Origin of the sequence: Kitasatospora sp. NPDC051702, assembly GCF_040681575.1 — a bacterium.
GTDB lineage: Bacteria > Actinomycetota > Actinomycetes > Streptomycetales > Streptomycetaceae > Kitasatospora.
On record NZ_JBFAZB010000007.1, the window covers coordinates 103,102 to 128,589 of the forward strand.

Here is a 25,488-nt window from a genome sequence, read left to right on the forward strand (position 1 = left end):
CACGGGGACACCGGCTGCGGGGACGCCGGGTGCGGCGGCGCCGGTCACGGCGGTGGCGACGAGTGCGGCGGCACCGGGCAGGCGCGGCCGGGGCACCTCGTGCAGGTCGGCGAGGGTACCGCCGCCGAGGACGGCGACCCGGTCGCCGAGCAGCAGCGCCTCGTCCACGTCGTGGGTGACGAAGACGATCGTGCACTGGTGCTCCGCCCGTACGGAGAGCAGGAGTTGCTGCATCCCGGCGCGGGTGCGGGCGTCCAGGGCGCCGAACGGCTCGTCCATCAGGACGGCGCGCGGTGCGCCGACCAGGGCCCGGGCCAGTTGGACGCGCTGGCGCTGTCCGCCGGACAGCTCCCGGGGCAGCCGGTGCCGGTGGTCGCCCAGGCCGACCCTCGCCAGCCAGTCGGCGGCCGCTGCGCGGCGTTCGGCGCGGGGCACCCGGCGGACGGCGAGCGGCAGTTCGACGTTGCGGCGGGCGGTGCGCCAGGGCAGCAGGCCGTCGTCCTGGAAGACCAGGGCGCGCTCGGCGGACGGCGCGGTGATCGGGGCGCCGTCGGCGAGCAGCTCGCCCTCGCCGGCGGGGTGCAGTCCGGCCAGGGCGCGCAGCAGGGTGGACTTGCCGCAGCCGGAGGCGCCGACCACGGTCAGGAGTTCACCGGGCACGACGTCGAGGTCGACGCCGCTCAGCACGGGGTGTCCGGCGTGGCCGAGGCCGAGCCCGCGGGCGGTCAGTCGCAGCATCAGTCGCTCCCGGGGGTGGGCGGCAGCCAGCGGGTGAGGCGGCGGCCGAGCAGTTCGACGGCGCCGGAGGTGAGGCGTCCGAGCAGGCCGATGGTGGCCATGCCGACGAACACGCCGGGGTAGTCGAGCACGGTGTAGGCCTGCCAGGTGCGGTAGCCGACGCCGAACTGTCCGGAGATCATCTCGGCGGAGATCACGCAGATCCAGGCCACCCCGATGCCCACGGACAGCCCGCCGACGACGCCCGGCAGGGCGCCGGGCAGCACCACGCTCCACAGCACCCGGGCGCGGCCCGCGCCCATGGTGCGCACCGCCTCCTCCCACCGGGGCGGCACCGCGCGCACGGCGTGCCGGGTGGCGACGGTGACGGGGAAGTAGGCCGCGGCGAAGGTGATGAAGACGATGCCCTGCTCGTTCTCCGGGAAGAGCATGATCGCCACCGGGACGAGGGCGATCGCCGGGATCGGCCGGACCAGTTCCAGGACGGGGCCGATCAGGTCGGCGGCGGTGCGCGAGCGGGCCAGCAGCACGCCGGTGGCGACGCCGAGGACGGCGGCGAGCAGGAAGCCGCCGCCGATCCTCCGCAGGCTCTCGGCGAGGTCCTGCCAGTACTGCCCGGTGGCGACCTGGCGGACCAGCGCCCGCCCGACCTGGTCGGCGGTGGGCAGGTGGTCGAAGCGCACCCAGAGCCGCACCCGGTGCACGGTGAGCAGCTGCCAGAGGGCGACGAAGGCGAGCAGGGCGGCGCCGCGCAGCGTCCACCGGCGGGCCCGGCCACCGCCCCCGAGCGGCCGCGGGGCCGGTGCGGGCGGGGCCGGCGGCGCGGCGGGGCGGCCCAGGACGGTGGTCACGCCGCCGCCAGGGCCTGGTCGTAGGAGAGCGGCCGGGCGCCGGGGTGGGCGCCGAGGTAGGCGGCGGCGCCGTCCTCGGTGGTGAAGGGCAGCAGCCGGGCCCCGTCCTGGACCCAGTGGTCCTTGTCGGCGAACCAGCGGGTGCCGGTGGCGGCGTCGGGCACGTAGGCGGCGCGGACGGTGCCGCCGCCGGCCTTGAGCGCGCGCAGCAGGCAGCCGGGGTCGGCGGCGGGTCGGGTGGCGGCCTCGCCCCGGTACCAGACCTCCCCGGCGAGCATCGGGTCGTCGGCGGGCCGCCCGCAGAGCGGGTCGGTGCCGGTGATCCTGGCCGGGGGGACGTCCGGCAGGGCGGCGCGCGCGAGCGGCTGCGGGTCGACGAAGCGGTCGAGGTCGAGGGCCTTGAGCACGCCGACGGAGGCGAGGAAGGGCACGTCCCTGCGCAGCGCGTCCAGCAGCTCGGGCCGCAGTGCGGTGGCGAAGGTGGCGATGCCGTTCGGGCCGTTGTAGAGGTAGACCACCTCGGGGGCCAGGCCGGTCGCGGCGGCGACCTTCTCGGCGGCGGCGAGCGGCTGCTCGTTGAGGTAGCGGGTGGCGTCGGCCTGGGCGGTCAGGAAGGCCTGCACCACCTCGGGGTGCGTGGTGGCGTACTTCTGCCGGACCACCACGCCGTGCAGCGTGGGCTGCTGGAGCGCGGAGCCGTCGTAGAGCAGCCGGGCGCCGTCCCCGAAGACGACGGCGCCGGGCCAGGCGACGAACTGGGCGAGGGCGTCCACGCTGCCGGCCTTGAGGGCGGAGGCGCCGACGGCGGGCTGCTGGTTCTGCTTCCGGACGTCGGAGTCGGCGACGCCGGCCCGGCGCAGGGCCTGGACGAGGGTGCCGTCGGCGGCGGAGCCGACGGAGGTGGAGACCGTCTTCCCCTTGAGGTCGGCCAGGGTGCGGGCGCCCGACCCGGCGGGGACGACGACGCTGTTGAGCGCGCCGAGCAGGTTGTAGCCGGTGACGGAGACCAGCCGGGTGCCGGGGCCGCCGGCCTCCTGGGCGCGGGAGCCGTTGATCAGCAGCGGGTAGTCGCCCATCGAGCCGATGTCGATCTTGTCGGCGAGCATCTGGGCGGTGATCGGCGCGCCCGAGTCGTAGTCCTGCCAGGTGACGCGGTAGCTCCGGCCGTCCTTGCGGCCCTGCTCGGCGAGCCGCTGTTCCAGGTAGCCCTGGGCCCGCAGCAGCGTCCCGGCGGTGACGGTGTTGATGGTCTTGGACTGGTAGCCGACCACCACCTCGACGGTGCCGTCGGCCGCGGCCGGGGAGGTGCAGGCGGTGGCGGTGCAGGCGGTGGCGGCGAGGAGTGCGGCGGCGAGCACGGGTCTGATCTTGTCGTGGGGCATCCGGGAGGGCTCCTCAGCGCAGCAGGTAGGGCATGTTGACGGTGACCGCCCCGGTGGGGCAGCGGGCGGCGCACGGGCCGCAGTACCAGCACTCGTCGACGTGCATGTAGGCCTTGCCGGTGGCCGGGTCGATGGCGAGCGAGTCGAGCGGGCAGACCTCGACGCAGAGCGTGCAGCCGTCGATGCACAGCGAGGCGTCGATGGTGACGGGCACGTCGGAGCGGTGGTCGGCGAGTGCCATGGGGGTTCCTCAGGAAAGGTCGCGCAGCAGCCGGCCCTGCATGGTGATCCGGTCGCCGCGGAAGCGGACGTACTCGAGGTCGACGGGGCGCCCGTCGGCCAGCGTGGTCAGCCGCTCCAGCATCAGCAGGGCGGCCCCGCGCGGGACTTCGAGGACGGTGGCGGAGTGCGCGTCGGCGTTGACGGCCTCCAGGGTGATGTCGGCGGCGCCGAGCGGCTGCCCGGCGGCCTCCTCGATCAGCCGGAACACGTCCCGGTCGACCAGGTCGGCCGGGTCCAGCCGCTCGCCCAGGTCGGGCGCGAGGTAGGTGAGGTCCAGCGAGAGCGGCAGCCCGCCCAGGCGCCGCAGCCGCTCGACGTACAGCACGTCGCCGCCCTCGGGCAGGCCCAGCCTCCGGGCCACCGGGCCGGGAGCCCGGACCGGGCCGAAGGCGCGGACCTCGTTGGTCACCTCGCCGTGCTCGTGCAGCATCTCGGCGAGGCCCTGCAGGCGGGTGAGCCCGTGCGGCAGCTTCTCCGCCACCACCAGCGTCCCCGAACCGGGGACCCGGCGGACCAGGCCCTCGGCGCGCAGCAGGTCGAGGGCCTCCCGGACGGTGTTGCGGGAGGCGCCGAACTCCTCGGCCAGCTGCTCCTCGTGGGGCAGCTGGCCGCCGCGGTAGACGTCGCCGAGCACCTGGTGGCGCAGCACGTCCGCGACCTGCCGGGCCCGGTCGGCGCGCAGCCGGCGCACTGCGGGCCGGGTCGGGTTCTCGCTGGTCATCGGTTGCTCCTGGCGGACTGCTGCGGGGTCAGCCAGAACCCTAGGGGCGGGTGGGCCACCGGTGGGTTGCCGCAGCGTTACGCCATCTGACACCCGGTCCGCTGCCCGCCTGACCTGCGCCGACGCCCGACCGCCCGCCCGAACCGCCACCCCGGCGACCGCCGACCACCGGCTGCCCGGCGGGGCGCGTCCGCCGGGCGACGACCGGGGCGGCGGTGGGCCGGGGCCAGTGCGGTCAGTGGAGGCCGCGGAGCTTCTCCGGGTTGACCTGGAAGCGCAGCTGGTGGATGCGGCCGTCGGTGAGGTCGTAGGTGAGCGCGCCGACGGGGCGGCCGTCGACGGTGAACAGGATGCCCTCCTCCCCGTTGATGACGGCCGGCTGCCGGGCGATGTCCCGCACGTGGGGCTTGGCGAGGACGCCGAGCATCCAGCGGGCGACGCCGTCCGCGCCGTGCAGCGGGCGGCGGGCCGCGGTGACCTTGCCGCCGCCGTCGGCCCAGGCGGTCACGTCGGGGGCGAGCAGTTCCATCATCGCGTTCAGGTCCCCGCCCGCGCAGGCGGCGAGGAAGCGGCCGGTGACCTCGCGGCGCTGGTCCGCGTCGCTGTCGAAGCGGGAGCGCCGGGCCCGGACGTGTTCGCGGGCCCGGTGGGCGGTCTGGCGCACCGTCGCCTCGCTGCGGTCGAGGATCGCGGCGATCTCGCCGTACGAGTAGCCGAAGGCCTCGCGCAGCACGAAGACGGCCCGCTCGACGGGGGTGAGGCTCTCCAGGAGGACGAGCACCGCGGTGGAGACGGTGTCGGCCAGCTCGGCCTCCTCGGCGACGTCGGGTGTGGTGAGCAGCGGCTCGGGCAGCCACGGTCCGACGTAGGACTCGCGGGTGGCGCGGGCCGAGGTGAGCCGGTTCAGCGAGAGGTTGGTGACCGTGCGCACCAGGTAGGCCCGGGAGTTGGCGACCGCGCCGTGGTCGGTGTCGGACCACTTGAGCCAGGCGTCCTGCAGCACGTCCTCCGCGTCGGCGACGCTGCCGAGCAGGCGGTAGGCGGTGGCGAAGAGGAGTCGGCGGTGCGCGGTGAAGTCGTCCAGTGGCTGCGTGGGCGTGTTGATCATGGTCAATCAGGCTGCCACCGAGCCGCTCCCCCGGCAAGCGCGATCCTCCGGTCCACGGGGTCAGTGGCCGACCGGTGGGCTCCCGCGGTGGCCGTGACCGTCCGCGTCCCCGTGGGCCTCGTCCGGTCCGTCCCCGTGGGCCTCGTCCGGGCCGCCCCCGTGGGCGTCGTCCGGGCCGCCGCCCATCATCCGGAGCATCGCGGCGCCGCCGGTGCGGAAGAAACGGGTCACCAGGGCCGCGGCCAGCAGCAGGAAGGCGATGTTGAGCCAGGTGGTGTAGTTCCAGCTGACGCCCTCCATCGGGATCTCCGCGTCGCTCTGGTCGGGCACCAGCCCCAGGGCGCCGAAGGTGAACTCCACCACGTACCCGGCCACCACGATGGCGACGTAGAAGGTGCCGAGGAGGAAGAGGGCCGTCCGGCGGCCGTAGTACTTCCGGTAGATGTTGAGGATCGGCAGGATCAGCAGGTCGGCGAAGATGAAGGCGATCACCCCGCCGAAGCTGATGCCGCCCTTCCAGAGCACCACCGCCAGCGGCACGTTGCCGATCGAGCAGACGAAGGACGCGATCGCCACCAGCGGGCCGACCAGTGGGCCCCACAGCTTGGCGGCGAGCGGGTGGTCGACGAAGAAGAAGGCCTGCCAGAAGGAGTCGGGCACCCAGGCGGCGATGGCGCCGGCGATGAGCAGGCCGATCACCAGGTCCTTGAGGATGGCCGCCCACTCCATGACGAAGACGTGCGAGGTGGCGGTGCAGCCGCGCGGGGAGAGCAGCCGCCGGGCGAAGGAGCCGCTCCCCCGAACGGACATGTCCATCGCGGCGTGCCCCTCCATCGAGCCGGCCCGGCCGTGGTCCGCCTGTTCGCGGGCCTCCCGCAGCATCCGCTCGCGCAGGAGGACGCGGAAGAGGAGGGCGAGGACCACGATCATGATCGGCCCGCCGACGAACTCCGCGGCGGTGAACTGCCAGCCCATCAGCAGGGCCAGGATGACGCCGAGTTCGACGACCAGGTTGGTGGAGGCGATCTCGAAGGCCATCGCGGCGGTGAAGTCGGCGCCCTTGCGGAACAGCGACCGGGCGAGCGCCACCGCGGCGTAGGAGCAGGAGGAGGAGGCCGCGCCGAGGAGCGCGGCGACGGCGAGGGTACGGGGGCGCGCGTCGCCGAGGAGCCGGACGACGGTCGCCTTGTGCACGACGGCCTGGACCACGGCGGACAGCAGGAAGCCGAGGATCAGCGCCCAGGTGATCTCCCAGGTCATCGATCCGGTGATGGACAGCGCGTGCAGGATGGCGCTCATACGCGTCGGTTCCCCCCTCGACTGGCGGTCACAGCGCGGACGATATACCCCCTACAGGTATTGCGCGAGCATCTCCCCCGTGTCGCGGAAACCGGTCGCGCGGGCGGCGGGCCGATCACTACGGTGGGGCGGCGGCGCTGCGGCACCACGCGAGGCCCGCGCACGAGCCCGACCCCCGACCCCGACCCCGACCCCGACCCCGACCGCCAGGGAGACCGCCATGCCCCCGCCGCAGCTGAAGCTCGCCGCGATCACGCTCGACTGCGCCGACCCCGTCGCGCTGGCAGCCTTCTACCGGCAGGCCACCGGGTTCGACCCGCATCCGAAGTCGGACGCCGAATTCTCCGGGCTCACCCGCGGGGACGGGTTGTTCATCGGCTTCCAGCGGGTCGACGGCTACCGCACCCCGCAGTGGCCCGGCCAGGACGTGCCGCAGCAGATCCACCTCGACTTCGAGGTGGACGACCTCGACGCCGCCGAGGCGATGCTGCGGGAGCTGGGCGCGGTCAGGCCCGAGCACCAGCCGCTCGGCGGCGACCGGGTCCGGGTCCTCCTGGACCCGGCCGGGCACCCGTTCTGCCTCACCCTGCCCTGACCCCCGGCCCGGCCCGCGAACCGACCCGCCCCCCTGACCCGCGTACCGTCGGCGCACCCGTTCGGCCCAGCCGGGCCGTGTGGGCCACGGGGACGGCAGGCAGGGGCACCTACCGTGGGCGAATGACCGATCATCAGACTGCGCGGCCCGTCGTCGACCGCCTCGGCTACCTCGGGGCGGCCGCCGCCTTCGCCGTCTGCATGGCGGGCACCACCCTGCCCACCCCGCTGTACGGCCTCTACCAGGAGGAGATCGGCTTCTCCGAACAGACCGTCACGGTGGTGTTCGCCGTCTACGCCCTCGGCGTCATCGGCGTGCTGCTGCTCGTCGGCACCGTCTCCGATGCCGTCGGGCGCCGCCCCGTCCTGCTCTGCGGGCTCTTCTTCGCCGCCTGCAGCGCCGTCGCCTTCCTGGCCGAGGGCGGACTGCCGCTGCTGGTCCTGGGCCGTCTGCTGTCCGGCCTGTCCGCGGGCCTGTTCACCGGCACCGCCACCGCGTACGTCCTGGAACTCGCCCCGCCCGGGCGCCGGGCCCGGGCCGGCTTCGTCGCCACCGCCGCCAACATGGGCGGCCTCGGCTGCGGCACCCTGCTCTCCGGGCTGCTCGCCGAGTACGCGCCGGACCCCCTCGTCCTGCCGTTCGTCGTCCACCTGGCGCTGATCACGGCGTCCTTCGCCGTCCTCTGGCTGCTGCCCGAGACCGTCGCCGGGGCCCGCCCGCTGCGCACCGCCCGCCCGAAGCTGCCGACCCTGCCGCCCGAGGTCCGCGGGGTCTTCGTCCCCGCCGGGCTCGCCGCCTTCGCCGGCTTCTCCCTGCTCGGCGTCTTCACCTCCGTCACCCCGGCCTTCCTCGCGCAGAGCCTGGGCATCGACAACCGCGCCGTCGTCGGGCTCGTCGTCTTCACCGGGTTCTTCGCCTCCACCCTCGGCCAGCTCGTGGTGCCGCGGCTGGGCACCGCCCGGGCGATCCCCCTCGGCTGCCTGGTGCTCATCGCCGGGCTCGCCCTGCTGGCCGCCTCACTCGCCTGGACCACCCTCCCGCCCCTGCTGCTCAGCGCCCTGGTGGGCGGCGCCGGCCAGGGCATGGGCCTGCGCGGCGCGGTCGGGGAGGTCGCCGCGGCCGCCCCCGCCGAGCACCGCGGCGGCGTCCTCTCCGCGCTCTTCGTGGTCGCCTACTTCGGCATCTCGATCCCGGTCATCGGCGTCGGCTTCCTCTCCGAACCCCTCGGCCTCGCCCACGCCGGCCTCGTCTTCACCGCCTGCATGGCCGTCGTCGCCGCCGTCTCCGGCACCTACCTGCTCCGCCGCTCCCGCGCCACCGCCTGACCGGCCGGGCCGGACGGACCGGACCTGACGGGTCACCCGGTCCGCCGCAGCTCAGGCCCGGGCCTCAGAGCCCCCACAGTCCCTTGCCCAGGGCGGTGAGGCCGCCGGCCAGTGCCAGCAGCAGCACCAGCGACCGGGCCCGGCGGTCCGGGATCCGGCCGGCCAGCGCCCGGCCGGCCAGCGCGCCGAGCGCCGTCGCGGCCGAGACCAGCACCCAGAGCGGCGCGGTCAGCTGGGGCAGGCCCTTGGCCGTGACGGAGAAGGCGTTCACCACGACCCCGTAGAACTGCGCGTTCGGCACGAACTCCCGCACCGACCAGCCCGCGTTGACGGCGTAGAGCGAGATGGCCGGGCCGCCGACCCCCGCCGAGGAGTTCATGAACCCGCTCGCCGCACCGGCGGCCACCGCTCCCCCGGCACCCCGCAGCGACGGCACCCGGGCGCCTGCCATCACCAGCAGCACGGCCGCCGTCACCAGCACCCCCATGCCCGCCAGCAGGACCGGCTCCGGCAGCCGGGCCGCCACCCAGGCCCCGGCCGGCACCGTGCAGGCGGCCGCGGCGATCAACGGCAGCATCGCCGCCACCCGCACCTCCCGCCAGCTGTCCACCAGCCCGGCCGCGCTGATCGCACCGGCCGCGCAGTTCGCCAGCACCACGCCCTGTGCCGGGCCGAGCAGCAGCACCAGGGCGGGCGCCGCGACCAGCGCGAACCCCATCCCCGTCATCCGCTGCACGGACGCGCCCGTCAGGACGACGACACCCAGCAGGACGTCCGCGGCCCATCCACTGCTCACCGGCGGCTCCTCGTACGCGCTGGTCGTTCGTGCTCCCGCCCAGCGTCCAACCGGCGGACGGGTGCGGACAACGGCGTTTCCCGGCCGAACAAAGCCTAGGGCGTGTCTTTCGGATCACGTCGGATCAGCGGGCGTCGTTGGGGTGCGTGCATCGGCGGTGCCGAGGAGGGAGTCCATGCGGAGCATCGGCGACTGACGAGAAGCCGGCGAGGTGCGTGCCCCGGCGGCGACCGCCTGGCGTGATCCGACAGACACGCCCTAGGTCAGCCGGGCGACGGCCTGGCGGGCCGCTGCCCGGCCGTCCGGCCGCGGGGCGGGCACCCGGGGGCCGCCGGCCAGGTCCCGGCCGGTCAGCGAGCCGGCGTGGGCCCGTGTCCAGTCCGCCCGGTTCACCACGGCGACGTGCCCCTCGGTGTGCGCCCTCGCGTCCTGGTAGTCGTGGTGCGGCGCCAGCAGGATCCGCAGGTCCTGGCCGTTCAGCCACTCCAGCCCGAGCACCTGCCGGCCGAAGTGGCCCTCGATCATCGACCGCACCAGACCCGTCTCCAGGTGGACGAGCAGCAGCTCCCCCTCGAAGTGGTAGCCGCCGTCGTAGTCCCCCGTCCCCACGGCGAGCAGCGGCCGGTGCGGGTGGAAGGCCATCGCCTGCACCGGGAACCCGGTGGGCACCAGCCACCGCACGCGCTTGCTCCCCCGGACGTCGAACAGGCCGACCGCGCAGGCCTCGCCGTCCTCCCGTTCGCCGGCCACCGCCAGCAGTCCGCGCTGCCGGTCGGCGACGGCCAGGCACGGCTCGCCGAGCTCGGCGAGGAGGCGGTCACCACGGCCACCACGGTCATCGCGGTCATCGCGGTCACCGCGGTCACGACGATCACGGCCGGGGTCACCGTCGACGGGGGTATCGGGCATACGGTGATCCTCGCACTCCGCCCCGCCTCCCGCGGACCCGGGCCACGGTCGAAGCCCCACGTCGTCGGCGGTCCGGGGGCCGATCACGAAGCGGCTGCGCGCCGGGCGCAGGCCGCCTCGGGCGGGCGGTGCTCGGTATCCGATCCCTCCGGAAAGGTCTCGTTTGTGCGACGGCGCTGACGCGGTGTCATCCGATCCCCTACGGTGACGCCTGCCGCAGTCGTCACCGCCAAGGGAGCACCACATGTCCCGGAGCCGTAAGCTCCACCGCCTCAGCACCCCCGACACCGACGAGCGCCGCGCGCAGCGGATGCTCTTCCGCCACCTGCGCGACGACACCAACGCCGACCGCGGCCGGATGGCGCGGCGGGTGCGCGAGCTCCAGCTGCTGCTGGCGATGGACCCGGTCGAGTTCGAGCGGCTGATCGCCCGGCTGATGGAGGCCATGGGCATGAAGGTCGAGCTGACGGCCCGCTCGCGGGACGGCGGGGTGGACGTGCGCGGGCTCGACACCGACCCGTTCCGGGGCGGGAACGTGATCGTGCAGGTGAAGCGGTACCGGGACACCGTCGCCCCGACGGCCGTCCGGGACCTCTACGGGACGCTGCAGCACGACGGGGCGGCCACCAAGGCCGTACTCGTCACCACCAGCAGGTTCGGGCCGAGTTCGCACCAGTTCGTGGCGGGCAAGCCGGTCACCCTGATCAACGGCGCCGAGCTGGTCGGTCTGCTCAAGCACCACGGTTTCCACGAGGTGTTCGCCGCCGCCCAGGACGGTGCCGGCGCTGTCGCCGCGGACGGCGCCGGGGAGGCGGACGGCCTGCCGGCGATCGAGGTCGCCGCCGAGCCGGCGCGGCTGCTGCTGCACTGGACCGGCGAGGAGGAGTACGACATCGCGGCGCTGGTCTGCCGGGGGAACGCCGCGCTCTCGGACGAGCACCTGGTGTTCTACAACAACGGGTCGACGCCGGACGGTTCGGTGCGTCTGGTGACCGGTTACGGCGACGCCAACGCCTGTCTGATGGTCGACTTCGACGCGCTGCCCGCCGAGGCCGACCGGTTGGTCATCGTCGCCGCGGCCGACACCGAGAACCACCCCGGGGCCACCATGGCGGGCTTCGGCGGGCCGGCGCTGATCCTGGAGGCGGGCGCCGACCAGCCCGCGTCGGTGGTGCACCTGGCCGACGGTGCGGAGACCAACACCGCGATGCGCCTGGGCCGGTTCGACCGCGACGAGGCGGGCGACTGGGACTTCACCCCGGCCCTCGCCGGGTACCCGGGCGGTCTGCGCCAGGCCGTGATGGCCTACGGCGTGGAGGTCGACGAGGCGGACGGCGCCGACGCGGTGGACGAGGCCGTCGAGGCCTGAGCCGGTCGCGGTCACCGGGGAACCGTCGAAGGCCGACCTGAGCGCCTGCCGGGGCTCGGTGGCCACGGTCCCCGGAACCGCATGCCGGCGTCCTCAGCTCCCGGTCCGACTCGACCGGCCCCGGCCCGGCGCACCGACCGGCACTCCGTCCGGGGCCGTGGTCGGACCGGTCCCGGGTGTGCGGCGGCGGGCGAGAGCGAGGCCGGTCATCGCCGTGATCGCCATCGCGGCGATGCCGACCAACGCCGCGGTGGTGTAGGCGTCGTCGTCCGGGAGGAGGCGGCCGGTGGCGGTGCCGGCCGCCAGCACCAGGCCGCCGATGGCGCTGCCCAGGGAGTAGCCGACGCTGCGGACGACGTAGTTGAAGCTCATGGCGCTCGACGTCTCGCTCGTGGGTGTGACGGCCAGGATGACACCGGGCATGGCGGCCGAGAAGCTGCCGACGCCGAGGCCCAGCACGCCCATGGCCACCAGCAGTTCGGCCAGGCCGGACCGGGCCGTGGCGAACACGACGAACCCGCAGCCGACGACGGCGGCGCTGCCGGCCAGCAGCAGCGGGCCGTCGATCCGTTCGCGGACCCTCGGCGTGAGCCTGCCGGCGACGAACCCCAGCACGGAGAACGGGACGAGGACCAGCCCCGCGGCGAAGGTGGTCAGCCCGAAGCCGTAGCCGGCGCCGGGCGGCGTCTGCGCGTAGCGGGTGATGAGCGTGAGCAGCAGGTACATGCCGCTCCCGCCGACGAACATCGCGATGTTCGCGCCGGCGACCGCCGGGTGCCGTACCGCCCGGACGTCGACCAGCGGCGTCCTGCTGCGCAGCTCTGAGGTGGTCCACAGGCCGAGCAGGAGCACGGCGACGACGGCGAGGGTCACCGCCACGGCGAGGTGACGGCTCCACAGGCTCCGCTCGCCGGCCAGGAACAGGGCGAGGAACAGCGCGCCCGCCAGGACGATCGCGCCGGCCACGTTCACTCGGGCGGAGCGGCCTGCGGGAGCCGCGGGCACGGAGCGCCAGGCGGTCAGGAGAGCGAGGGCGGTGACGAGTAGGCCGAGGCCGTAGGCGGTTCGCAGCCCACCGAACTCGGCGAGCAGTGCGGCGAGCGGGTAGCCGACGCCGGCTCCGATGATGGAGACCACGGAGATCAGGGCGATCGTGGCCGCGCTGCGCTCCTCGGGAAGGTGGTCGCGGGCCACGCCCATCAACAGCGCGGTGAGACCGAGTCCGACGCCTTGGGCCGCCCGGCCGACGAGCAGCCACGCGAACGGGAGCGGCAGCACGGTGAGCGCACTGCCCACGACGACGATCGCCAGCGTGGCGAGGATCGTGGCCCGCCGGTGCGGGCCGGCTCCGAGCCGGCCGAGGACGGGTGTGGCGACGGCACCGCTGAGCAGCGCGATGGTCAGCGTCCACTGGGCACTGTCGAGGGAGACGTGGAACGTGGTCGCCACGCTCGTGACGAGCGGTGTCCCGAGGCTGCCGACCGCCGCCACGACCAGGGCGACGAACATCAGGGCGGGCACCAGCGCCCGTGTCCCGGAACGTATCGGCGCGGTGCTCATCGGCTGGTCCTGCGCTTGGGCCGGGGAGACTGCTCCGGCTCCGCTCCGGCGTGACTCTCGAGCTCCGCCAGGTGCAGCAGCGCCGGAAGGGCTGCCGCCAGGGCCTCGACCTCGTCATCGGTGAGCCCTTCGACCAACCGCGCGTACGCGTCGACGCCCGCCTGGCGCCGCGTCCGGACGTAGGACGCGCCGGCCTCGGTCAGGCACACCAGCGTGACCCGCCTGTCGGACGGATCGCCCGTCCGCTCGACCAGGCCGGATTCCTCCATGCCGCGGACCAGGACGGTCATCGCGGGCTGGGTGACGCCCTCGGCCGCGGCCAGATCGGTGATCCGCCGCGGGCCGGTCTTGTCCAGGGTGGCCAGGGTGGCGGCGGAGGTGAGGCTCATGTCGCGGGGAAGGCGCCTCACGGCCCTGGTGGCCAGGCCGTAGAGGGCCGACCCGATGGCGGCGGGGGCGTCGGGCGCGGGGTCTTGGTGACTCATGCTCGAAGCATAGCTATTTTATATGAATCTTTTATGCACTTTGCGGCGAAGGGTTCCGGGCGCCGACCCCGTCCCGGTTCCGCCGTTGTCCGGCGGCGGCGGCCCCGCACTGGGTAGGCTGGGGACCGCCTTCCCCAGCTCACTTGGCCAATCACACGGTGCGAGACGTCCGTGCCATCGCCGGCAGTGGCTCCGGGCGCCTCCTCGGGACCTCGGTGGAGTCCATGGCAGCCTTCGGCAGGGAAACGACCGACCGCCCCGGCGACGCCCCGGGGCGCGGGGATCTGGAGCGGCTCTTCGGGCGGCGGTTCGCCCTCATCGGCATGATCCACCTGTTGCCGCTCCCCGGCTCGCCCCGGTTCGTCCCGGAGCGCGGGATGGCCGAGGTGGTCCGGCGGGCCACGGAGGAGGCCCGGCTGCTCGTCGACGCGGGGTTCGACGGGCTGATCGTCGAGAACGGCTGGGACATCCCGTTCCTCAAGCCCGACGACATCGGCCCCGAGACGCCGGCGGCGATGGCCGTCGCCACGGCCGAGGTGGCGCGCGCCGTGGGCGTGCCGCTGGGGGTCAACTGCCTGGCCAACGCCGTCGACCGCTCGCTCGCGGTGGCCGCCGCCACCGGCGCCCGGTTCGTGCGCTCCAACCAGTGGGCCAACGCCTACGTGGCCAACGAGGGCCTCGTCGAGGGGCGGGCCGGGCTGATGACGCGCTACCGGAGGGCGATCGGCGCCGAGCACGTGACGGTCTGGGCCGACGTCCAGGTCAAGCTCGGCTCGCACGCGATCACCGCGGACCGCTCGCTGACCGACCAGGCCCGGGACGCGGCCTGGTTCGACGCGGACGCCCTGATCGTCACCGGGACCAGGCTCGGCGACGCGCCCCTGACGGACCACCTGGAGACGGTCCGCGCGGCCACCGACCTGCCCCTGGTGGCGGGCTCCGGCGTACGGGTCGAGAACCTGGCGGACGTCGTTCCGAACGCCGACGGCGCCATCGTCGGCAGTTCCATCAAATCCGGCGGGGTCTGGCACGGCCGGATCGACCGTGGGGTCTGTGAACGGTTGAGTGCCGCACGGGACGAATTGGAAAAGCGGTTCGCGGATTCGGGGCCGTCCGACAACCGGTCGGACTGACCGGGGAATTCGGCCATTCCCGAGATCACCACGGCGTCGTTGCGCGAACCGATTCGCGCCTCATATATTGACCGGGTCATCTCCTGTCGGCCGTGCCGGCACGATCGGCACGGTACGGGGTTTCGCACGCGGAACGATCAACGGGGGGATCGGACGGGCCCGCACGTGCGGCGGCCCGGTGCGGCCCGGTCGGGGGTGACCGGATCTCCGGCTCCGAGTTCGAGGAAAACGCTCCCTGACGTCCCGGGAGCGCCTGAGCCAATGACGAGGCGCGCCCGTTCGCCGGGGCCCGCCCCTGAGCGTCGAGGAGTGGATCATGAGGTTATTACGGTACGTCCCGGTGGCGGCCGCCGGCGCCGCCTCGCTGGCCTTCACCGCGAAGGCGGCACGCACGGTGCGCGAGCGCCGGTACTACGAGAAGCAGGGCGTCGCGTTCAGCCGGACCTACCCGCTCATCGGGTCCGAGACCGACGTATCCGGGCTGATCGGCCGGAACAAGACCCGGGACTATCTCTACCTGGACCATCCGGCCACGGATTTCGTGGGAAGCATTCGCGGTTTCGACATCCAGCTCTACGCGGTGAACCGGCAGGCGACGGAGATCCTCACCTCCCCGGCGGTCACCGGAAAGTACATCGACCGGGACACGCCCGCCCTGTATTCCTTCGGGCAGTTGTCCCCCTCGGCGATGACGTTCCAGAAGATCACCACCGAACACTTCGGCGACCGCAAACGCAACCTCGGAAAGGGCTTCGACCAGGAGCGGATCGACGAACTCTCGGCCCGGCGGGCCGCCGGGACGTGCGCGGCGTTCGACGCCCGGGCCCCGCTCGACATGAAGACCATCGCGGGCGACTACACCCGTGAGGTCATGGGCGAGTTCGTCTGGGGACAGGACGCGATGCGGCTCACGGTGTCCTACAAGGACGGCCGCGGAAACGTGTCGCAGGTGCCCTTCATGCTCTCCCTGAACGAGACCTTCACCGGCCTGCGGTTCTACTCCAACCGCTTCTGGAACCGGGTCCACTTCCCGATGGCGACCTGGCCGGTCACCCGGGAGGCCCGGCGCCTGCAGTACAACATCAGGGCGCTGCAGGACCACCTGGCGGAGCTGCTGCAGGGCGTCCCCGGGCCCGGGACGGTGTGGGAGCAGGTCGCCACCGGCAACGGGAAGCTCGACATCCCGCTGGAGATCACCCGGGACGACCTCCTGACGGCCTCCATCGCCGGCCTGGACACCGTCCAGAACACCATCCTCGCCACCCTCTGGTACGTCCTCCAGCCGGAGAACGCCACCTGGTGCGAGGCGATCGCGGGCAGCACCGGCGACCGCAAGGACGAGCTGGTCGAGGCCTGCGTCAGCGAGTCGCTCCGGCTCAGCCCGCCCGGATCGGTCATCAACAACAAGATCGTCGAGGACTTCGACGTGGACGTCGAGGGGCGCCGCTACCTGCTGCGCAAGGGCACCCGGGTGATGCCCAACATCCACGCGCTGCACGCCCGTTACGGCGACGCCTTCCTGCCCGAGCGCTTCCTGCCCGAGGCCAAGGGCTCCGAGCCGTACGTGCTGCCCTTCGGCAAGGGTCGGCGCAGCTGCCCCGGGCGCAACCTCGGCATGGTGATGGCGAAGAACTTCGTCAGCCGGTTCGTCACCGAGCACCCCGAGGCCCGGATCACCAACCTCGCGGACAAGGACATCCACTTCAACAACCTCTCGCACTCGCAGCTGCTGATCGCCATCGGCCCGGCCGCGGCGCACGGCTACGACACCGCCGGCTCCTGCCCCGTCCTCCCGGCCTGACCGTGGCGCCACGGGACGCGGAACTCCGCCCCGCGCGGGGCGCCGGGGAGGGCTGGCTGCCCTCGGTGGCGGTGTCGCGGTGCGAGGAGCAGGGTGGCGGGGACGCCCTGGGCGGCGGCGCCGGGTACGGGCCGCCGGTGCTGACCGCCAACGACGTGGGCGGGCTGGCCGAGTTCAGCGCGGACGGCATCCAGTTCGGCTTCTCGGTGTTCGAGGGGATGCGCGCGTTCGTCGCCGCCCCGGAGTTCCTGGTCTTCCGCTCGCGCGACCACCACGAGCGGCTGCGGGCCTCCTGCGCGGCGCTCGCACTGCCCTGTCCGTCCTACGAGGTGTTCATCGCGGCCGTCGAGCGGGCGGTGCGCGCCAACTGGGACGGCGGGGAGCCCCGGCTCTACCTGAGACCGGTGGTGTTCGCCGCAGGCGGCGACCTCATGCCCCTGCGGAGCCGGACGTCGGTGTTCGCCGTCCTGGTGAAGCGCTTCGACCCGGCCGCCGAGGGCCTGGCCGTCCTCGTCGAGGGCGGCGCGCCACGCACGCTCCCGGCCTTCGCGAGCGTCAAGACCGCCGGGAACTACACGAGTTCGGCACTGGCGATGCGCCGGGCGGTGGCCGCGGGCTGTGACACGGTGCTCTGGCTGGACGGCGACGGCCACCTCCAGGAGTGCACCACGACGAACGTGTTCCTCCAGCTGAACGGCCGGCTGGTCACCCCGCCCCTGGGCTCGATCCTGCCCGGAGTCACCCGCCGGACGGTGCTCGACCTGCTGGCCGGCATGGGCGAGCAGGTGGTCGAACGCCACGTCCACGTCTCGGAGTTGTCCGCCGCCCTGGCCCGCGGCGAGCAGCTGCACGTCTTCACCACCTCCACGGCGCTCGGCCTGCGGCCGGTGACCCGCCTGCGGCTGGACTCCACGGACCACCGGCTCGACGGGCCGGCGCCCGAGGCCTGGCGGCGGGTGGCCGAGCAGTACTCCCTGGTGACGGCGGGGTTCACCGCCGCGGCCGGGCCCCACGCGCCGATCCTGGCGCGTTCGCACCGCGCCGACCTGCGCGGCCCGGCCTGAGCCGAGCCGGTCGGTGGATCAGAGAATCCTCCCTCTCCCAACGGATTGGATCGACGTGGTAGTCCTCCTGGCCCAGGGCCCGATACACACCCGGTACGGCGACTTCACCGAGTACCTCTTCTACGACGGCCGCAACGAGTCGATCGCCATCGTCATGGGCGACATCGCGGGTGGGCAGGGCGTGCTCTGCCGGGTGCACTCGCACTGCACGTCCGCCCACGTCTTCAACGGCGTCGAGTGCGACTGCCGGGAGCAGATGGCGATGGCGCAGGAGAAGGTCCGGCGCGCCGGCGCCGGGATCATCGTGTGGCTGGACCAGGACGGCAAGGGCAACGGCCGGATGGCCGAACTGCTCACCGCCTCGCTCAAGGCCGAGGGGGTCGCCCAGACCGAGGCGTACGCGCGGCTCGGCTTCCCGCGGGACGCCCGGTCCTTCGACGGGGCGGCCGAGATCCTGAAGTTCTTCGGCGTCGGCTCGGTGACGCTGATGTCCAACAACCCGGAGAAGGCCGGCGGGCTGCGGGCCTGCGGCATCACCGTCGCCGGCACGGAGGCGCTGACCGTCGTCCCGGACAACCCCCTGGTGGAGAAGACGCTCCGGGACAAGGTCCGGTACCAGAACCACACGATCGAACTCTGAGCGGGGAGGACGAGCATGACCAACGGGCCGATCGATCCGATCAGGGTCTGCGCGGTGTCGGACCTGTCCGAGGACAAGGGCTACCGGGTCGCCTCGGTGTCGCCGCCGATCGCGGTCTTCCTCGGCCGGGACGGCGCGGTGCACGTCGTCGACGACTCCTGCACCCACCAGACCGCGGCGCTGTCGGACGGGTGGGTCGACGACTGCGTCGTGGAGTGCCCGCTGCACATGTCCCGGTTCGACCTGCGCACCGGGGCGGTGGACGCTCCGCCCGCGAAGGCCCCCGTCCGGGTCCACGCCGCCGAGGTCGTCGACGGCGAGGTCTGGGTGACGCTGTCGCAGGAGGCGCCGAACCTTCCGCCGGGTGTCCGCGCCCGGTCCTGACGGCCGGCGCGGCCCGGGTCGGTGACCGGGCCGCGCCGCGCTCGGGCCGGGCCATCCCCGGCGGCGCTCAGGCCGACTTCTCCTCGGCCGTGCTCAGGCCGACTCCTCCTCGGCGACCGGCTCGCGCGCCGCCCGGCCCGGCCCGGCCTCCGGGGCCGTGGCGGCGGCCGGGCCCGGGTCGGAGCGCCGGGTCTGCGCCGAGAAGGCCACCCGCACCACCAGGCCTGCGAGCAGCGCCCAGAAGGCCGAGCTGACGCCCGCCAGCGTGGTGCCCGAGGCGGCGACCACGAAGGTGACCGTCGCCGCCGTCCGCTCCGCCACCGGGACGCCCGTGGCCGACTCCCCTCCCCCGCCGAGCGCGGCCGACAGCGCGTGGCCGAGCGTCCCCAGCAGGGCGAGCCCGGCCACCGTGCCGACCACCTCCGCCGGGGCGACGGCGAGGAAGCTGATGAGCGCCGTGGTCCCCGCGGCGATGCCCAGGTAGGTGATGCCGAAGGCCTGGGAGGAGAGCCACCGGCGGGCCGGGTCCGGGTGCGCCTCCGGCGAGGCGGGCAGCGCGGCGCTGATCGCCGCGAGGTTGACGGCGTGCCCGCCGAACGGCGCGGCCAGCATGCTGCCCAGACCGGTGACCACCATCGCCGGGCGCCACGGGACGCGGTACCCGAAGGAGCTCATGATCGCGATGCCCGGCACGTTCTGCGCGGCCATCGTCACCACGTAGAGCGGCAGGGCGATGCTGGCCACCGCGGCCCAGCTCAGCCGGGGCCCGGTCAGGGCCAGCTGCGGGAGCCAGGGCCCGTGCAGACCCTGGCCGCGGACGGCCAGGACCCCGACGACCAGCACCGTGGCGCCGAAGGCCGCCGGGACGGCCCACCGCGGCGCGGTCACCACCGCGACCAGCCAGGTCAGCAGGATCGGGGCGACCTCCCAGGGGTGCGAGCCGAGCGCCTTGACCGGGACGAGGCAGAGTTCGAGCAGGACGCCGGCGAGCATCGCCTGGGCGATCGACGCCGGGATCGCCGCCACCTTGGCGCCGAGCCGCGGCCAGAGGCCGGTGACGGCCACCAGGGCGCCCGCGACCAGGAACCCGCCCACCGCCGCCGGCCACCCGCCGGCCACGTGCCCGGCGCTCGCCAGCACGGCGGCACCCGGCGTGGACCAGGCGGCGGTGATCGGCATGCGGCAGCGTCTGCTCAGCCAGAGGCTGGCCACCCCGAGCGCGGCGCAGAGCGCCACCAGCCCCGAGGCCGCCTGGGCCGGACTCGCCCCCACGGCGCGCAGGCCCGTGAGGACCGCCGCGAAGGTGCTGGTGTATCCGATGAACGCGATCGCGATGCCGGTGACGACGGGCTGCCCTCGTTCCACCCCTGGCACACTACCGAGCCGCGCCGCCCCCGGGTGCCGTTTCGATCCCCCGGCCGTCAACTCCCCTCCGGCGCGGCCCGAACGGGCAGCGGAATCGACCCGAACGGACCAGCCCGGCCCCCACGGCTACCAGGACCCCCACGGCTACCAGGGGACGGTCTCCCCGTGCAGGTCGAGGAACTGCAGGCCCGGCGCGCCCGCTTGGGCCTCCAGCACGTCGACCACGGCCGGGATGCTCTCCTCGGGGGCGAGCAGCGCGTCGGGCCCGCCGAGTTCGGTCCGGTTGTGGCCCGGGTCGATGAGCAGCTTGGTCCGTCCGTCGTCGGCGCAGCGGGTGGCGTGGCTGCGCATCAGCTGGTTGAGCGCGGCCTTGCTGGCCTTGTAGAGCTCGTAGCCCTCCTCGGTGTTGCGCGAGACGCTGCCCTGGTCGGAGGACATCACGGCGACCGTCCCGCCGGGCGGGACGAGGTCGCGCAGGGCCTCCACGGCGCGCAGCGGGCTCAGCGCGTTGGTGATCATCACCTCGGTGAACATCTCGGTGCCGACCTCGGTGATCGGCAGGTCGCCGCGGTCGATCGCGGCGTTGACGAAGAGCAGGTCGAGTGCGCGGCCGCTCAGCCGCTCGCGCAGGGCGGCCAGCTCCTCCGGGCTGGTCATCTCCAGCGACTCGACCGTCAGCCGCCCGTCAGAGGCCTCGGCCAGAGCGAGGAGTGCGTCCGCGTTCCGGCGCGCCGTGGCGACCACCTCCCAGCCGCGGCGGGCGAGCTCCTCCGCCAGGACGAGCCCCAGGCCGCGCGAGGCACCGATGACCAGGGCCCGTCGGCGGGGGGTGGGTGACGAGGTGGTGAGTGACACGTCTTCTCCTTCAGTGCAAGGGACTTCGGATTTGTCGCAACGCCACGTCCAGACGAGACGTCGCGTCCACACTAGGTCATGATTCCCGAAGCCGGTACCGTGTTCCGCATGCCCGCCACCCCCTCCCGGCCCCCGGGGCCGCGCAGCTCCCAGCCCCCGGCCCCCCGGGCGCACTCCGGCAGCCGCCGCGACGAGGCCGCCCGCCTCGCCGTCCTGCACGCCGCCGACGACCTGCTCGTCGAGCACGGCTTCGGCGCCCTCACCGTCGAGGCGATCGCCCGGCGCGCCGGCGTCTCCAAGCAGACGATCTACCGCTGGTGGCCGTCCAAGGTCGAGATCCTGCTCGACACCCTCGTCGAGGACATCGGGAAGCAGCTGCCCGTCCCGGCCGGCAAGCCCACCGCGGAGGCCGTCCGGCGCTACCTGCGCGGCTACGCGCGGTTCCTCACCCGCGACCCGGCCGGGAAGGTCCTGCTCGCACTCCTCGCCGAGGCGCAGCACGACCCGGCCACCGCCGCACTCCTGCACGAGCGCCACCTCGGCCCGCGCCGCCGTCAGGAGCGCGAGCTGCTCACCCGCGCCGTCGAGGCCGGCGAGATCGCCCCCGCCCTGGCCCCCGACGCGATCCTCGACGCCCTGCTCGGCCCGATCACCTACCGCGCCCTCACCGGCGCGTCCATCCCCCGCGGCCTGGTGGACGTCCTCGTCGACGGCCTGCTCAGACCGCGGTCCGGCTGAGTGCTCGCGCTGCCGCACCCCTGACGGAGCGCAGGTCCGAGCGCAGGGCCCGGATTCTGGACTTGAGGGTCCATTTTTCGGCTCCTACCTTCTCCGTCGAGGCCCGGTGCGGACCGGGCGACCGATGACGAGAGAGCAGGCTCCCCATGCACGCGGTACTGATCACCACCCACGGCGGCCCCGAGGTCATGCGGTGGACCGAGCTGCCCGACCCCGTCCCGGGCCCGGGCGAGGTCCTGGTCCGGCTGACGGCGGCCGGGGTGAACTTCATGGACGTCGGCGTCCGGACCACGCCCCTGTCGAGCTGGCCGCTGCCCACCGCGCTGGGCGCGGAGGGAGCCGGCCGGGTCGCCGCGCTCGGCGAAGGCGTGCACGGTCTGACGGTCGGCGACCGGGTCGCCTGGCCCTACCACCGGGGCAGCTACGCCGAACTGCTCGCCGTGCCCGCCGAGTCGCTGGTCCGGATCCCGGACGGGATCGCCGACGAGACGGCGGCAGCCGTACTGCTGCAGGGCCTGACGGCCAACCACTTCACCACCGAATCCCACCCGGTCGCGCCGGGCGACGTCGCCGTCGTCCACGCGGCGGCCGGCGGCGTCGGCCAGCTGCTCACCCAGATGATCAAGGCGCGAGGGGGCTCGGTGATCGGGCTGGTCTCGCGGGAGGAGAAGGCCGCCGCCGCACGGGAGGCCGGCGCGGACCACGTGCTGGTCTCCAGCGGCGGGGGCTTCGAGGCGGCGGTGCGCGAACTCACCGGCGGCACGGGCGCCGACGTGGTCTACGACGGCGGCGGCGCCCCGACCTTCCGGTCCTCCCAGCTGTCGTTGCGCCCGCACGGGGTGCACGCCTACTACGGGCCCTTCATGGGCATCCCGTCGCTCACCCCGATGGACCTCCCGAACAGCATCCTGCTGACGTACCCGAACGTCCTCGACCACATCCCCGACCGCCAGGCCCTGCTCCGCCGCACCGACGAGGTGTTCCGCCTGGTGGCCGACGGGCTGCTCACCCCGCGCATCGGCGGCCGCTACCCGCTGGCCGACGCGGCCCGGGCGCACGCCGACCTGGAGTCGCGCCGCACGACGGGCAAGCTGCTCCTCCTGCCGTGACGGGGCTTACGCCACAGCGGCCCCGCCGGCGGCGCGCAGCTGCAGGATCCCCCAGTCCAGCGCCGCCCGGAGGTGCAGGGAGCTGCCGGTCGACAGCATGATCGACACCCCGCCCTGGACGGCGGCGAGCATCGCGGCGGCCGCCTGGTCGACGTCCAGGGAGGGCGGCAGCAGCCCGTTCGCCTGCAGCGCCCTGATGCCGGCGCCCAGGTCCTCCTGCCACCGCCTCAGCAGCTCGACGACGACGGCCCGGGTGCCCGGGTGCTGACGGCCGATGTGCAGGAACAGGGCGCTCATCGGGCAGTGGTCGCCCTGCGCCTCGTAGCGTTCCACCACGGCGTCCCGCCACCGGTGCCAGGCCTCCCAGGAGTCCAGGCGGGCCAGGTGGGGCATCTGGTCGTCGATCACCCGGTCCGCCTCGTAGCGGGCGACGGCGAGCAGCAGCGCCTCCTTGCCGTCGGGGAAGTAGTGGAAGAGCTGGCTCTTGCTCGTCCCGGTCCGGCTCCGGACGTCGTCCAGGGTGGTGACGGCCACCCCCTGCTCGCGCAGGACCTCGGCGGCGCCCTCGACGATGCGACGGCGGGTGGCCTCCCCCTTGGCGGTCAGTCTGGCGGTCTGCGGACCCGGCATCGTTGCGCTCCCCCGGAGGACTGGACTGGCCGGTCCATTCTAACCGGGGCGCCGGGTTGACCTGGTTCGCGGCCCCAGCGCGCGGCGCGGCGGCGGGAATTGGGTCATCGGACAGCGTCAACTGACGGATGCGGCCGCCCGGCGCCGTGGTCGACAGTCGGTGGTGCCGACAGCGTCGCCCCGGCAGGCCGCGGCGAACCCAGCTCGGCGCCGCGCACCGGGCGGCCCGACCGTACGACGGAGGAACAGAGATGATCGACAGGCGCACCTTCAACCGGGCCGTCGGACTGGGGGCGGGCGCCACCGCCCTGTCGCTGGCCGGCCGACCGGCCGCCGCGGACACCCGCGCGGCCGCTGACGCCCGAGGCGGCCCAGCCGGTGGCACCACGTCCTTCGCCGCCCTGCGGCAGGTCCGCGCCGGGGTGCTGGACGTCGGCTACGCCGAGGACGGGCCGGCCGACGGACCGGTGGTCCTCCTCCTGCACGGTTGGCCGTACGACATCCACAGCTACGTCGACGTCGCGCCGCAGCTCGCCGTGCGCGGCTACCGGGTCATCGTCCCGTACCTGCGCGGGCACGGGAGCACCCGGTTCCTCTCCGACCGGACGCCGCGCAACGGCCAGCAGGCGGCGATCGCGGTCGACGTCCTCGCCCTGATGGACGCCCTGGGCATCGAACGGGCCCTCCTGGCCGGGTTCGACTGGGGCTCGCGCACCGCCGCCATCATCGCGGCGCTGTGGCCCGAGCGGGTCAAGGCGCTGGTCGCGGTCAGCGGGTACATCATCACCGACCGCGCGATGCAGCAGGAGCCGCTGACGGCCGCCGCCGAGCACACCTGGTGGTACCAGTTCTACTTCGCCACCGAGCGCGGCCGCCGCGCCATGGCGGACCGCACCAAGCGGCACGAGCTGTGCCGCTTCGTCTGGGACACCGTCTCCCCGACCTGGCAGTTCGACGACGCCGTCTTCGAGCGCACCGCCGCCGCCTTCGACAACCCGGACTACCCGGCGATCGTCGTCCACAACTACCGCTGGCGGCTGAGCCTCGCCGAGGGCGAGCGCCGCTACGACCGTCTGGAGGAGCGACTCGCCGCGCGGCCCCGGATCGGTGTTCCGACCGTCACCCTCGACCCCGGGCGCGACCCGTTCACCGCGCCCGGCGACGGCTCCTCCTACCGCCAGTTCTTCACCGGCCCCTACCTCCACCGCACGCTCCCCGACGTCGGCCACAACCTGCCGCAGGAGGCACCGGCCGACTTCGTGCGGGCCGTCGTGGACGCCGACCGCCTCTGAGGCCGCCCGGTCCGTCCGGGCCGTCCGGGCCGGTGGCGGCGGGCCGGGCCCGCTCAGCCGCCGGCCGGGAGCCGGTCGGGCGTGCGCGGGGCCGGGCGGCGGCCCGGGTCGCAGTGCGCGTGCAGCAGCCGGGCGAGCTCCCGGCCGGGCTCCACGCCGAGCTCCCGGCTGGTCAGCCCGCGGTAGGCGTCGTAGCTGCGCAGCGCCTCGACGAGGTTCCCCTCCGCCAGGTGGGCCTCGATCAGGACCCGTTGGGCGCTCTCCCGCAGCGGTTCGACGCCGACCGCGACCATCGCCGATTCGACCGCCTCGGCGCAGCGGCCCGCCCGCACCAGGTGGCGGCTGAGCGCCTCCAGTCCGTGCAGCAGCCGCTGCCGGATCCGCTCGCGCTCGATCAGCACCCAGTCGTCGTACCAGCCGGGCAGCAGGTCCAGCGCGTCGGCGCGCCACCGGAAGGTGCACAGGTCGGCGGTGGTCGCGGTGCCGGCGATCAGACGCCCGGCCCAGTCGCACAGGACGTACAGGTCGACGACGGTGTGCTCGCGCACCGAGAGCGAGCACTTGTCGGAGTCGAGCACGTCGATGCCGGCCGCCTTGAGCCGCCACAGCGCCGAGCGCAGGTTGCCGGCCGCGCGCAGGTCGCCGCCCTCCGGCCAGAGGGTGCCCGCGGCGTGGCGGCGCTCCACCCACCCGCCGTTGAGCGCGACGAAGGCCAGCAGCCGCTTGCTGCCCTCCGGCACCTCCAGCCGGCGGCCCGCGTGCACCACCCGCGGATGGCCGAACAGGTGCAGCGTCGGCGCGCTCCCCTGCGCAGGGATCAGGATCGGCGATTCCAGAAACGGCGCGTGCATGGCGGTCCTCCCCGTGAAAGCCCGGCCAAGAGGCTATGCGCACCTCGTCACTGGACCGTCACGGTGCGCAACCAGATCGTGCCTACCCGTCCTTTCTCTCCGTACACCTGGTCAGCTCTGTCCCCTTCCGACGCGACAGCCCCTCAGGAAGGCCGCCACCAGGGCCAGAACCGTTTCCGCATCCGTCGTCCGGCAGCGGGACTCGG

25 protein-coding genes and 1 pseudogene are annotated in these 25,488 nt (G+C 74.1%); 11 read left to right on the plus strand and 15 right to left on the minus strand.

What is annotated here, in order from left to right; all coding sequences use genetic code 11:
* Positions 1-81: 81 nt before the first annotated feature.
* From AB0N04_RS08955 to AB0N04_RS08985, 7 genes and pseudogenes are all read right to left on the minus strand, one after another.
* A pseudogene (locus AB0N04_RS08955) lies at positions 82-738 on the minus strand (ABC transporter ATP-binding protein); the annotation flags it as partial.
* A complete protein-coding gene (locus tag AB0N04_RS08960; RefSeq protein WP_360216538.1) occupies positions 738-1,493 on the minus strand; it encodes an ABC transporter permease in 756 nt (251 codons plus the stop codon). The pseudogene AB0N04_RS08955 and the gene AB0N04_RS08960, both read right to left, overlap by 1 nt.
* A 92-nt stretch (positions 1,494-1,585) precedes the next feature.
* Positions 1,586-2,971 (minus strand): ABC transporter substrate-binding protein, encoded by a 1,386-nt coding sequence (locus AB0N04_RS08965; RefSeq protein WP_360216487.1) that lies wholly within the window; start codon positions 2,969-2,971, stop codon positions 1,586-1,588.
* Between the two features lie 13 nt (positions 2,972-2,984).
* Positions 2,985-3,212: a ferredoxin family protein gene (locus AB0N04_RS08970; RefSeq protein WP_360216490.1), complete on the minus strand. Its 228-nt coding sequence runs from the start codon at positions 3,210-3,212 to the stop codon at positions 2,985-2,987.
* A gap of 9 nt (positions 3,213-3,221) precedes the next feature.
* A complete protein-coding gene (locus AB0N04_RS08975) occupies positions 3,222-3,974 on the minus strand; it encodes a GntR family transcriptional regulator (protein ID WP_360216493.1) in 753 nt (250 codons plus the stop codon).
* A gap of 235 nt (positions 3,975-4,209) precedes the next feature.
* Positions 4,210-5,082 (minus strand): RNA polymerase sigma-70 factor, encoded by an 873-nt coding sequence (locus AB0N04_RS08980; RefSeq protein ID WP_360216496.1) that lies wholly within the window; start codon positions 5,080-5,082, stop codon positions 4,210-4,212.
* A gap of 60 nt (positions 5,083-5,142) precedes the next feature.
* A complete protein-coding gene (locus AB0N04_RS08985) occupies positions 5,143-6,381 on the minus strand; it encodes a permease (protein WP_360216499.1) in 1,239 nt (412 codons plus the stop codon).
* Between the two features lie 220 nt (positions 6,382-6,601).
* Here AB0N04_RS08985 and AB0N04_RS08990 point away from each other — a divergent pair, with 220 nt between their 5' ends.
* On the plus strand, positions 6,602-6,976 hold the full coding sequence (locus AB0N04_RS08990; RefSeq protein WP_360216502.1) for a VOC family protein: 375 nt from the start codon (positions 6,602-6,604) through the stop codon (positions 6,974-6,976).
* A gap of 122 nt (positions 6,977-7,098) precedes the next feature.
* Positions 7,099-8,301, plus strand: coding sequence for an MFS transporter (locus AB0N04_RS08995; protein WP_360216505.1), 1,203 nt, complete (start codon positions 7,099-7,101; stop codon positions 8,299-8,301).
* Positions 8,302-8,365: 64 nt separating this feature from the next.
* Here the strand turns inward: AB0N04_RS08995 and AB0N04_RS09000 are convergent, their stop codons facing one another.
* On the minus strand, positions 8,366-9,097 hold the full coding sequence (locus AB0N04_RS09000; RefSeq protein ID WP_360216508.1) for a sulfite exporter TauE/SafE family protein: 732 nt from the start codon (positions 9,095-9,097) through the stop codon (positions 8,366-8,368).
* 258 nt (positions 9,098-9,355) lie between these two features.
* Positions 9,356-10,006 carry a hypothetical protein gene (locus AB0N04_RS09005; protein WP_360216511.1) on the minus strand — a complete coding sequence of 217 codons (651 nt, stop codon included), beginning with the start codon at positions 10,004-10,006 and terminating at the stop codon, positions 9,356-9,358.
* A gap of 244 nt (positions 10,007-10,250) precedes the next feature.
* On the opposite strand from AB0N04_RS09005, the gene AB0N04_RS09010 reads away from it, so the two are divergent.
* Positions 10,251-11,375: a restriction endonuclease gene (locus AB0N04_RS09010; protein ID WP_360216514.1), complete on the plus strand. Its 1,125-nt coding sequence runs from the start codon at positions 10,251-10,253 to the stop codon at positions 11,373-11,375.
* Between the two features lie 93 nt (positions 11,376-11,468).
* On the opposite strand, the gene AB0N04_RS09015 is transcribed toward AB0N04_RS09010, so the two are convergent.
* Both AB0N04_RS09015 and AB0N04_RS09020 read right to left on the minus strand, forming a co-directional pair.
* Positions 11,469-12,935, minus strand: coding sequence for an MFS transporter (locus AB0N04_RS09015; RefSeq protein ID WP_360216517.1), 1,467 nt, complete (start codon positions 12,933-12,935; stop codon positions 11,469-11,471).
* The gene (locus AB0N04_RS09020) at positions 12,932-13,420 is read right to left on the minus strand and encodes a MarR family transcriptional regulator (RefSeq protein WP_360216520.1); all 489 of its coding nucleotides are present in this window, start codon (positions 13,418-13,420) and stop codon (positions 12,932-12,934) included. The genes AB0N04_RS09015 and AB0N04_RS09020 overlap by 4 nt, the downstream gene beginning before the upstream one ends.
* Before the next feature lie 224 nt (positions 13,421-13,644).
* On the opposite strand from AB0N04_RS09020, the gene AB0N04_RS09025 reads away from it, so the two are divergent.
* From AB0N04_RS09025 to AB0N04_RS09045, 5 genes are all read left to right on the plus strand, one after another.
* Complete coding sequence (locus AB0N04_RS09025) at positions 13,645-14,553, plus strand: BtpA/SgcQ family protein (RefSeq protein ID WP_360216523.1); 909 nt, start codon at positions 13,645-13,647, stop codon at positions 14,551-14,553.
* A gap of 316 nt (positions 14,554-14,869) precedes the next feature.
* A complete protein-coding gene (locus AB0N04_RS09030; protein WP_360216526.1) occupies positions 14,870-16,354 on the plus strand; it encodes a cytochrome P450 in 1,485 nt (494 codons plus the stop codon).
* Positions 16,355-16,419: 65 nt separating this feature from the next.
* The gene (locus AB0N04_RS09035) at positions 16,420-17,418 is read left to right on the plus strand and encodes an aminotransferase class IV (protein ID WP_360216529.1); all 999 of its coding nucleotides are present in this window, start codon (positions 16,420-16,422) and stop codon (positions 17,416-17,418) included.
* A gap of 55 nt (positions 17,419-17,473) precedes the next feature.
* A complete protein-coding gene (locus AB0N04_RS09040; RefSeq protein ID WP_363363803.1) occupies positions 17,474-18,058 on the plus strand; it encodes a GTP cyclohydrolase II in 585 nt (194 codons plus the stop codon).
* A gap of 15 nt (positions 18,059-18,073) precedes the next feature.
* Complete coding sequence (locus AB0N04_RS09045; RefSeq protein WP_360216074.1) at positions 18,074-18,442, plus strand: non-heme iron oxygenase ferredoxin subunit; 369 nt, start codon at positions 18,074-18,076, stop codon at positions 18,440-18,442.
* A gap of 93 nt (positions 18,443-18,535) precedes the next feature.
* Here AB0N04_RS09045 and AB0N04_RS09050 read toward each other — a convergent pair whose 3' ends face one another.
* Positions 18,536-19,807, minus strand: a complete 1,272-nt coding sequence (locus AB0N04_RS09050; RefSeq protein ID WP_360216077.1) for a benzoate/H(+) symporter BenE family transporter — start codon at positions 19,805-19,807, stop codon at positions 18,536-18,538.
* A 144-nt stretch (positions 19,808-19,951) separates the two neighbouring features.
* Positions 19,952-20,662, minus strand: a complete 711-nt coding sequence (locus AB0N04_RS09055) for an SDR family NAD(P)-dependent oxidoreductase (RefSeq protein ID WP_360216080.1) — start codon at positions 20,660-20,662, stop codon at positions 19,952-19,954.
* A 108-nt stretch (positions 20,663-20,770) separates the two neighbouring features.
* Here AB0N04_RS09055 and AB0N04_RS09060 point away from each other — a divergent pair, with 108 nt between their 5' ends.
* The gene (locus tag AB0N04_RS09060; RefSeq protein WP_360216083.1) at positions 20,771-21,400 is read left to right on the plus strand and encodes a TetR/AcrR family transcriptional regulator; all 630 of its coding nucleotides are present in this window, start codon (positions 20,771-20,773) and stop codon (positions 21,398-21,400) included.
* Between the two features lie 146 nt (positions 21,401-21,546).
* Positions 21,547-22,509 (plus strand): quinone oxidoreductase, encoded by a 963-nt coding sequence (locus AB0N04_RS09065; RefSeq protein WP_360216086.1) that lies wholly within the window; start codon positions 21,547-21,549, stop codon positions 22,507-22,509.
* A gap of 6 nt (positions 22,510-22,515) precedes the next feature.
* Here the strand turns inward: AB0N04_RS09065 and AB0N04_RS09070 are convergent, their stop codons facing one another.
* On the minus strand, positions 22,516-23,139 hold the full coding sequence (locus tag AB0N04_RS09070) for a TetR/AcrR family transcriptional regulator (RefSeq protein WP_360216089.1): 624 nt from the start codon (positions 23,137-23,139) through the stop codon (positions 22,516-22,518).
* Between the two features lie 251 nt (positions 23,140-23,390).
* Between AB0N04_RS09070 and AB0N04_RS09075 the strand changes: the two genes are divergently transcribed.
* Entirely contained in the window at positions 23,391-24,431 is a 1,041-nt protein-coding gene (locus tag AB0N04_RS09075; RefSeq protein ID WP_360216092.1) for an alpha/beta hydrolase, read from the plus strand.
* A gap of 53 nt (positions 24,432-24,484) precedes the next feature.
* On the opposite strand, the gene AB0N04_RS09080 is transcribed toward AB0N04_RS09075, so the two are convergent.
* Positions 24,485-25,282, minus strand: a complete 798-nt coding sequence (locus AB0N04_RS09080; RefSeq protein ID WP_360216095.1) for a BTAD domain-containing putative transcriptional regulator — start codon at positions 25,280-25,282, stop codon at positions 24,485-24,487.
* Positions 25,283-25,488 lie beyond the last annotated feature (206 nt).

What these genes read in the sequence shown, in the direction of transcription:
- AB0N04_RS08975 (WP_360216493.1), bottom strand. Translation starts at nt 3,974, where the DNA reads ATGACCAGCGAGAACCCGACCCGGCCCGCAGTGCGCCGGCTGCGCGCC.
- AB0N04_RS09005 (WP_360216511.1), bottom strand. Translation starts at nt 10,006, where the DNA reads ATGCCCGATACCCCCGTCGACGGTGACCCCGGCCGTGATCGTCGTGAC.
- AB0N04_RS08995 (WP_360216505.1), top strand. Translation starts at nt 7,099, where the DNA reads ATGACCGATCATCAGACTGCGCGGCCCGTCGTCGACCGCCTCGGCTAC.
- AB0N04_RS08990 (WP_360216502.1), top strand. Translation starts at nt 6,602, where the DNA reads ATGCCCCCGCCGCAGCTGAAGCTCGCCGCGATCACGCTCGACTGCGCC.
- AB0N04_RS09020 (WP_360216520.1), bottom strand. Translation starts at nt 13,420, where the DNA reads ATGAGTCACCAAGACCCCGCGCCCGACGCCCCCGCCGCCATCGGGTCG.
- AB0N04_RS08970 (WP_360216490.1), bottom strand. Translation starts at nt 3,212, where the DNA reads ATGGCACTCGCCGACCACCGCTCCGACGTGCCCGTCACCATCGACGCC.
- AB0N04_RS09045 (WP_360216074.1), top strand. Translation starts at nt 18,074, where the DNA reads ATGACCAACGGGCCGATCGATCCGATCAGGGTCTGCGCGGTGTCGGAC.
- AB0N04_RS08985 (WP_360216499.1), bottom strand. Translation starts at nt 6,381, where the DNA reads ATGAGCGCCATCCTGCACGCGCTGTCCATCACCGGATCGATGACCTGG.
- AB0N04_RS08965 (WP_360216487.1), bottom strand. Translation starts at nt 2,971, where the DNA reads ATGCCCCACGACAAGATCAGACCCGTGCTCGCCGCCGCACTCCTCGCC.
- AB0N04_RS09065 (WP_360216086.1), top strand. Translation starts at nt 21,547, where the DNA reads ATGCACGCGGTACTGATCACCACCCACGGCGGCCCCGAGGTCATGCGG.
- AB0N04_RS09070 (WP_360216089.1), bottom strand. Translation starts at nt 23,139, where the DNA reads ATGCCGGGTCCGCAGACCGCCAGACTGACCGCCAAGGGGGAGGCCACC.
- AB0N04_RS09080 (WP_360216095.1), bottom strand. Translation starts at nt 25,282, where the DNA reads ATGCACGCGCCGTTTCTGGAATCGCCGATCCTGATCCCTGCGCAGGGG.
- AB0N04_RS08980 (WP_360216496.1), bottom strand. Translation starts at nt 5,082, where the DNA reads ATGATCAACACGCCCACGCAGCCACTGGACGACTTCACCGCGCACCGC.
- AB0N04_RS09060 (WP_360216083.1), top strand. Translation starts at nt 20,771, where the DNA reads ATGCCCGCCACCCCCTCCCGGCCCCCGGGGCCGCGCAGCTCCCAGCCC.
- AB0N04_RS09010 (WP_360216514.1), top strand. Translation starts at nt 10,251, where the DNA reads ATGTCCCGGAGCCGTAAGCTCCACCGCCTCAGCACCCCCGACACCGAC.
- AB0N04_RS09075 (WP_360216092.1), top strand. Translation starts at nt 23,391, where the DNA reads ATGATCGACAGGCGCACCTTCAACCGGGCCGTCGGACTGGGGGCGGGC.
- AB0N04_RS09015 (WP_360216517.1), bottom strand. Translation starts at nt 12,935, where the DNA reads ATGAGCACCGCGCCGATACGTTCCGGGACACGGGCGCTGGTGCCCGCC.
- AB0N04_RS09030 (WP_360216526.1), top strand. Translation starts at nt 14,870, where the DNA reads ATGAGGTTATTACGGTACGTCCCGGTGGCGGCCGCCGGCGCCGCCTCG.
- AB0N04_RS09025 (WP_360216523.1), top strand. Translation starts at nt 13,645, where the DNA reads ATGGCAGCCTTCGGCAGGGAAACGACCGACCGCCCCGGCGACGCCCCG.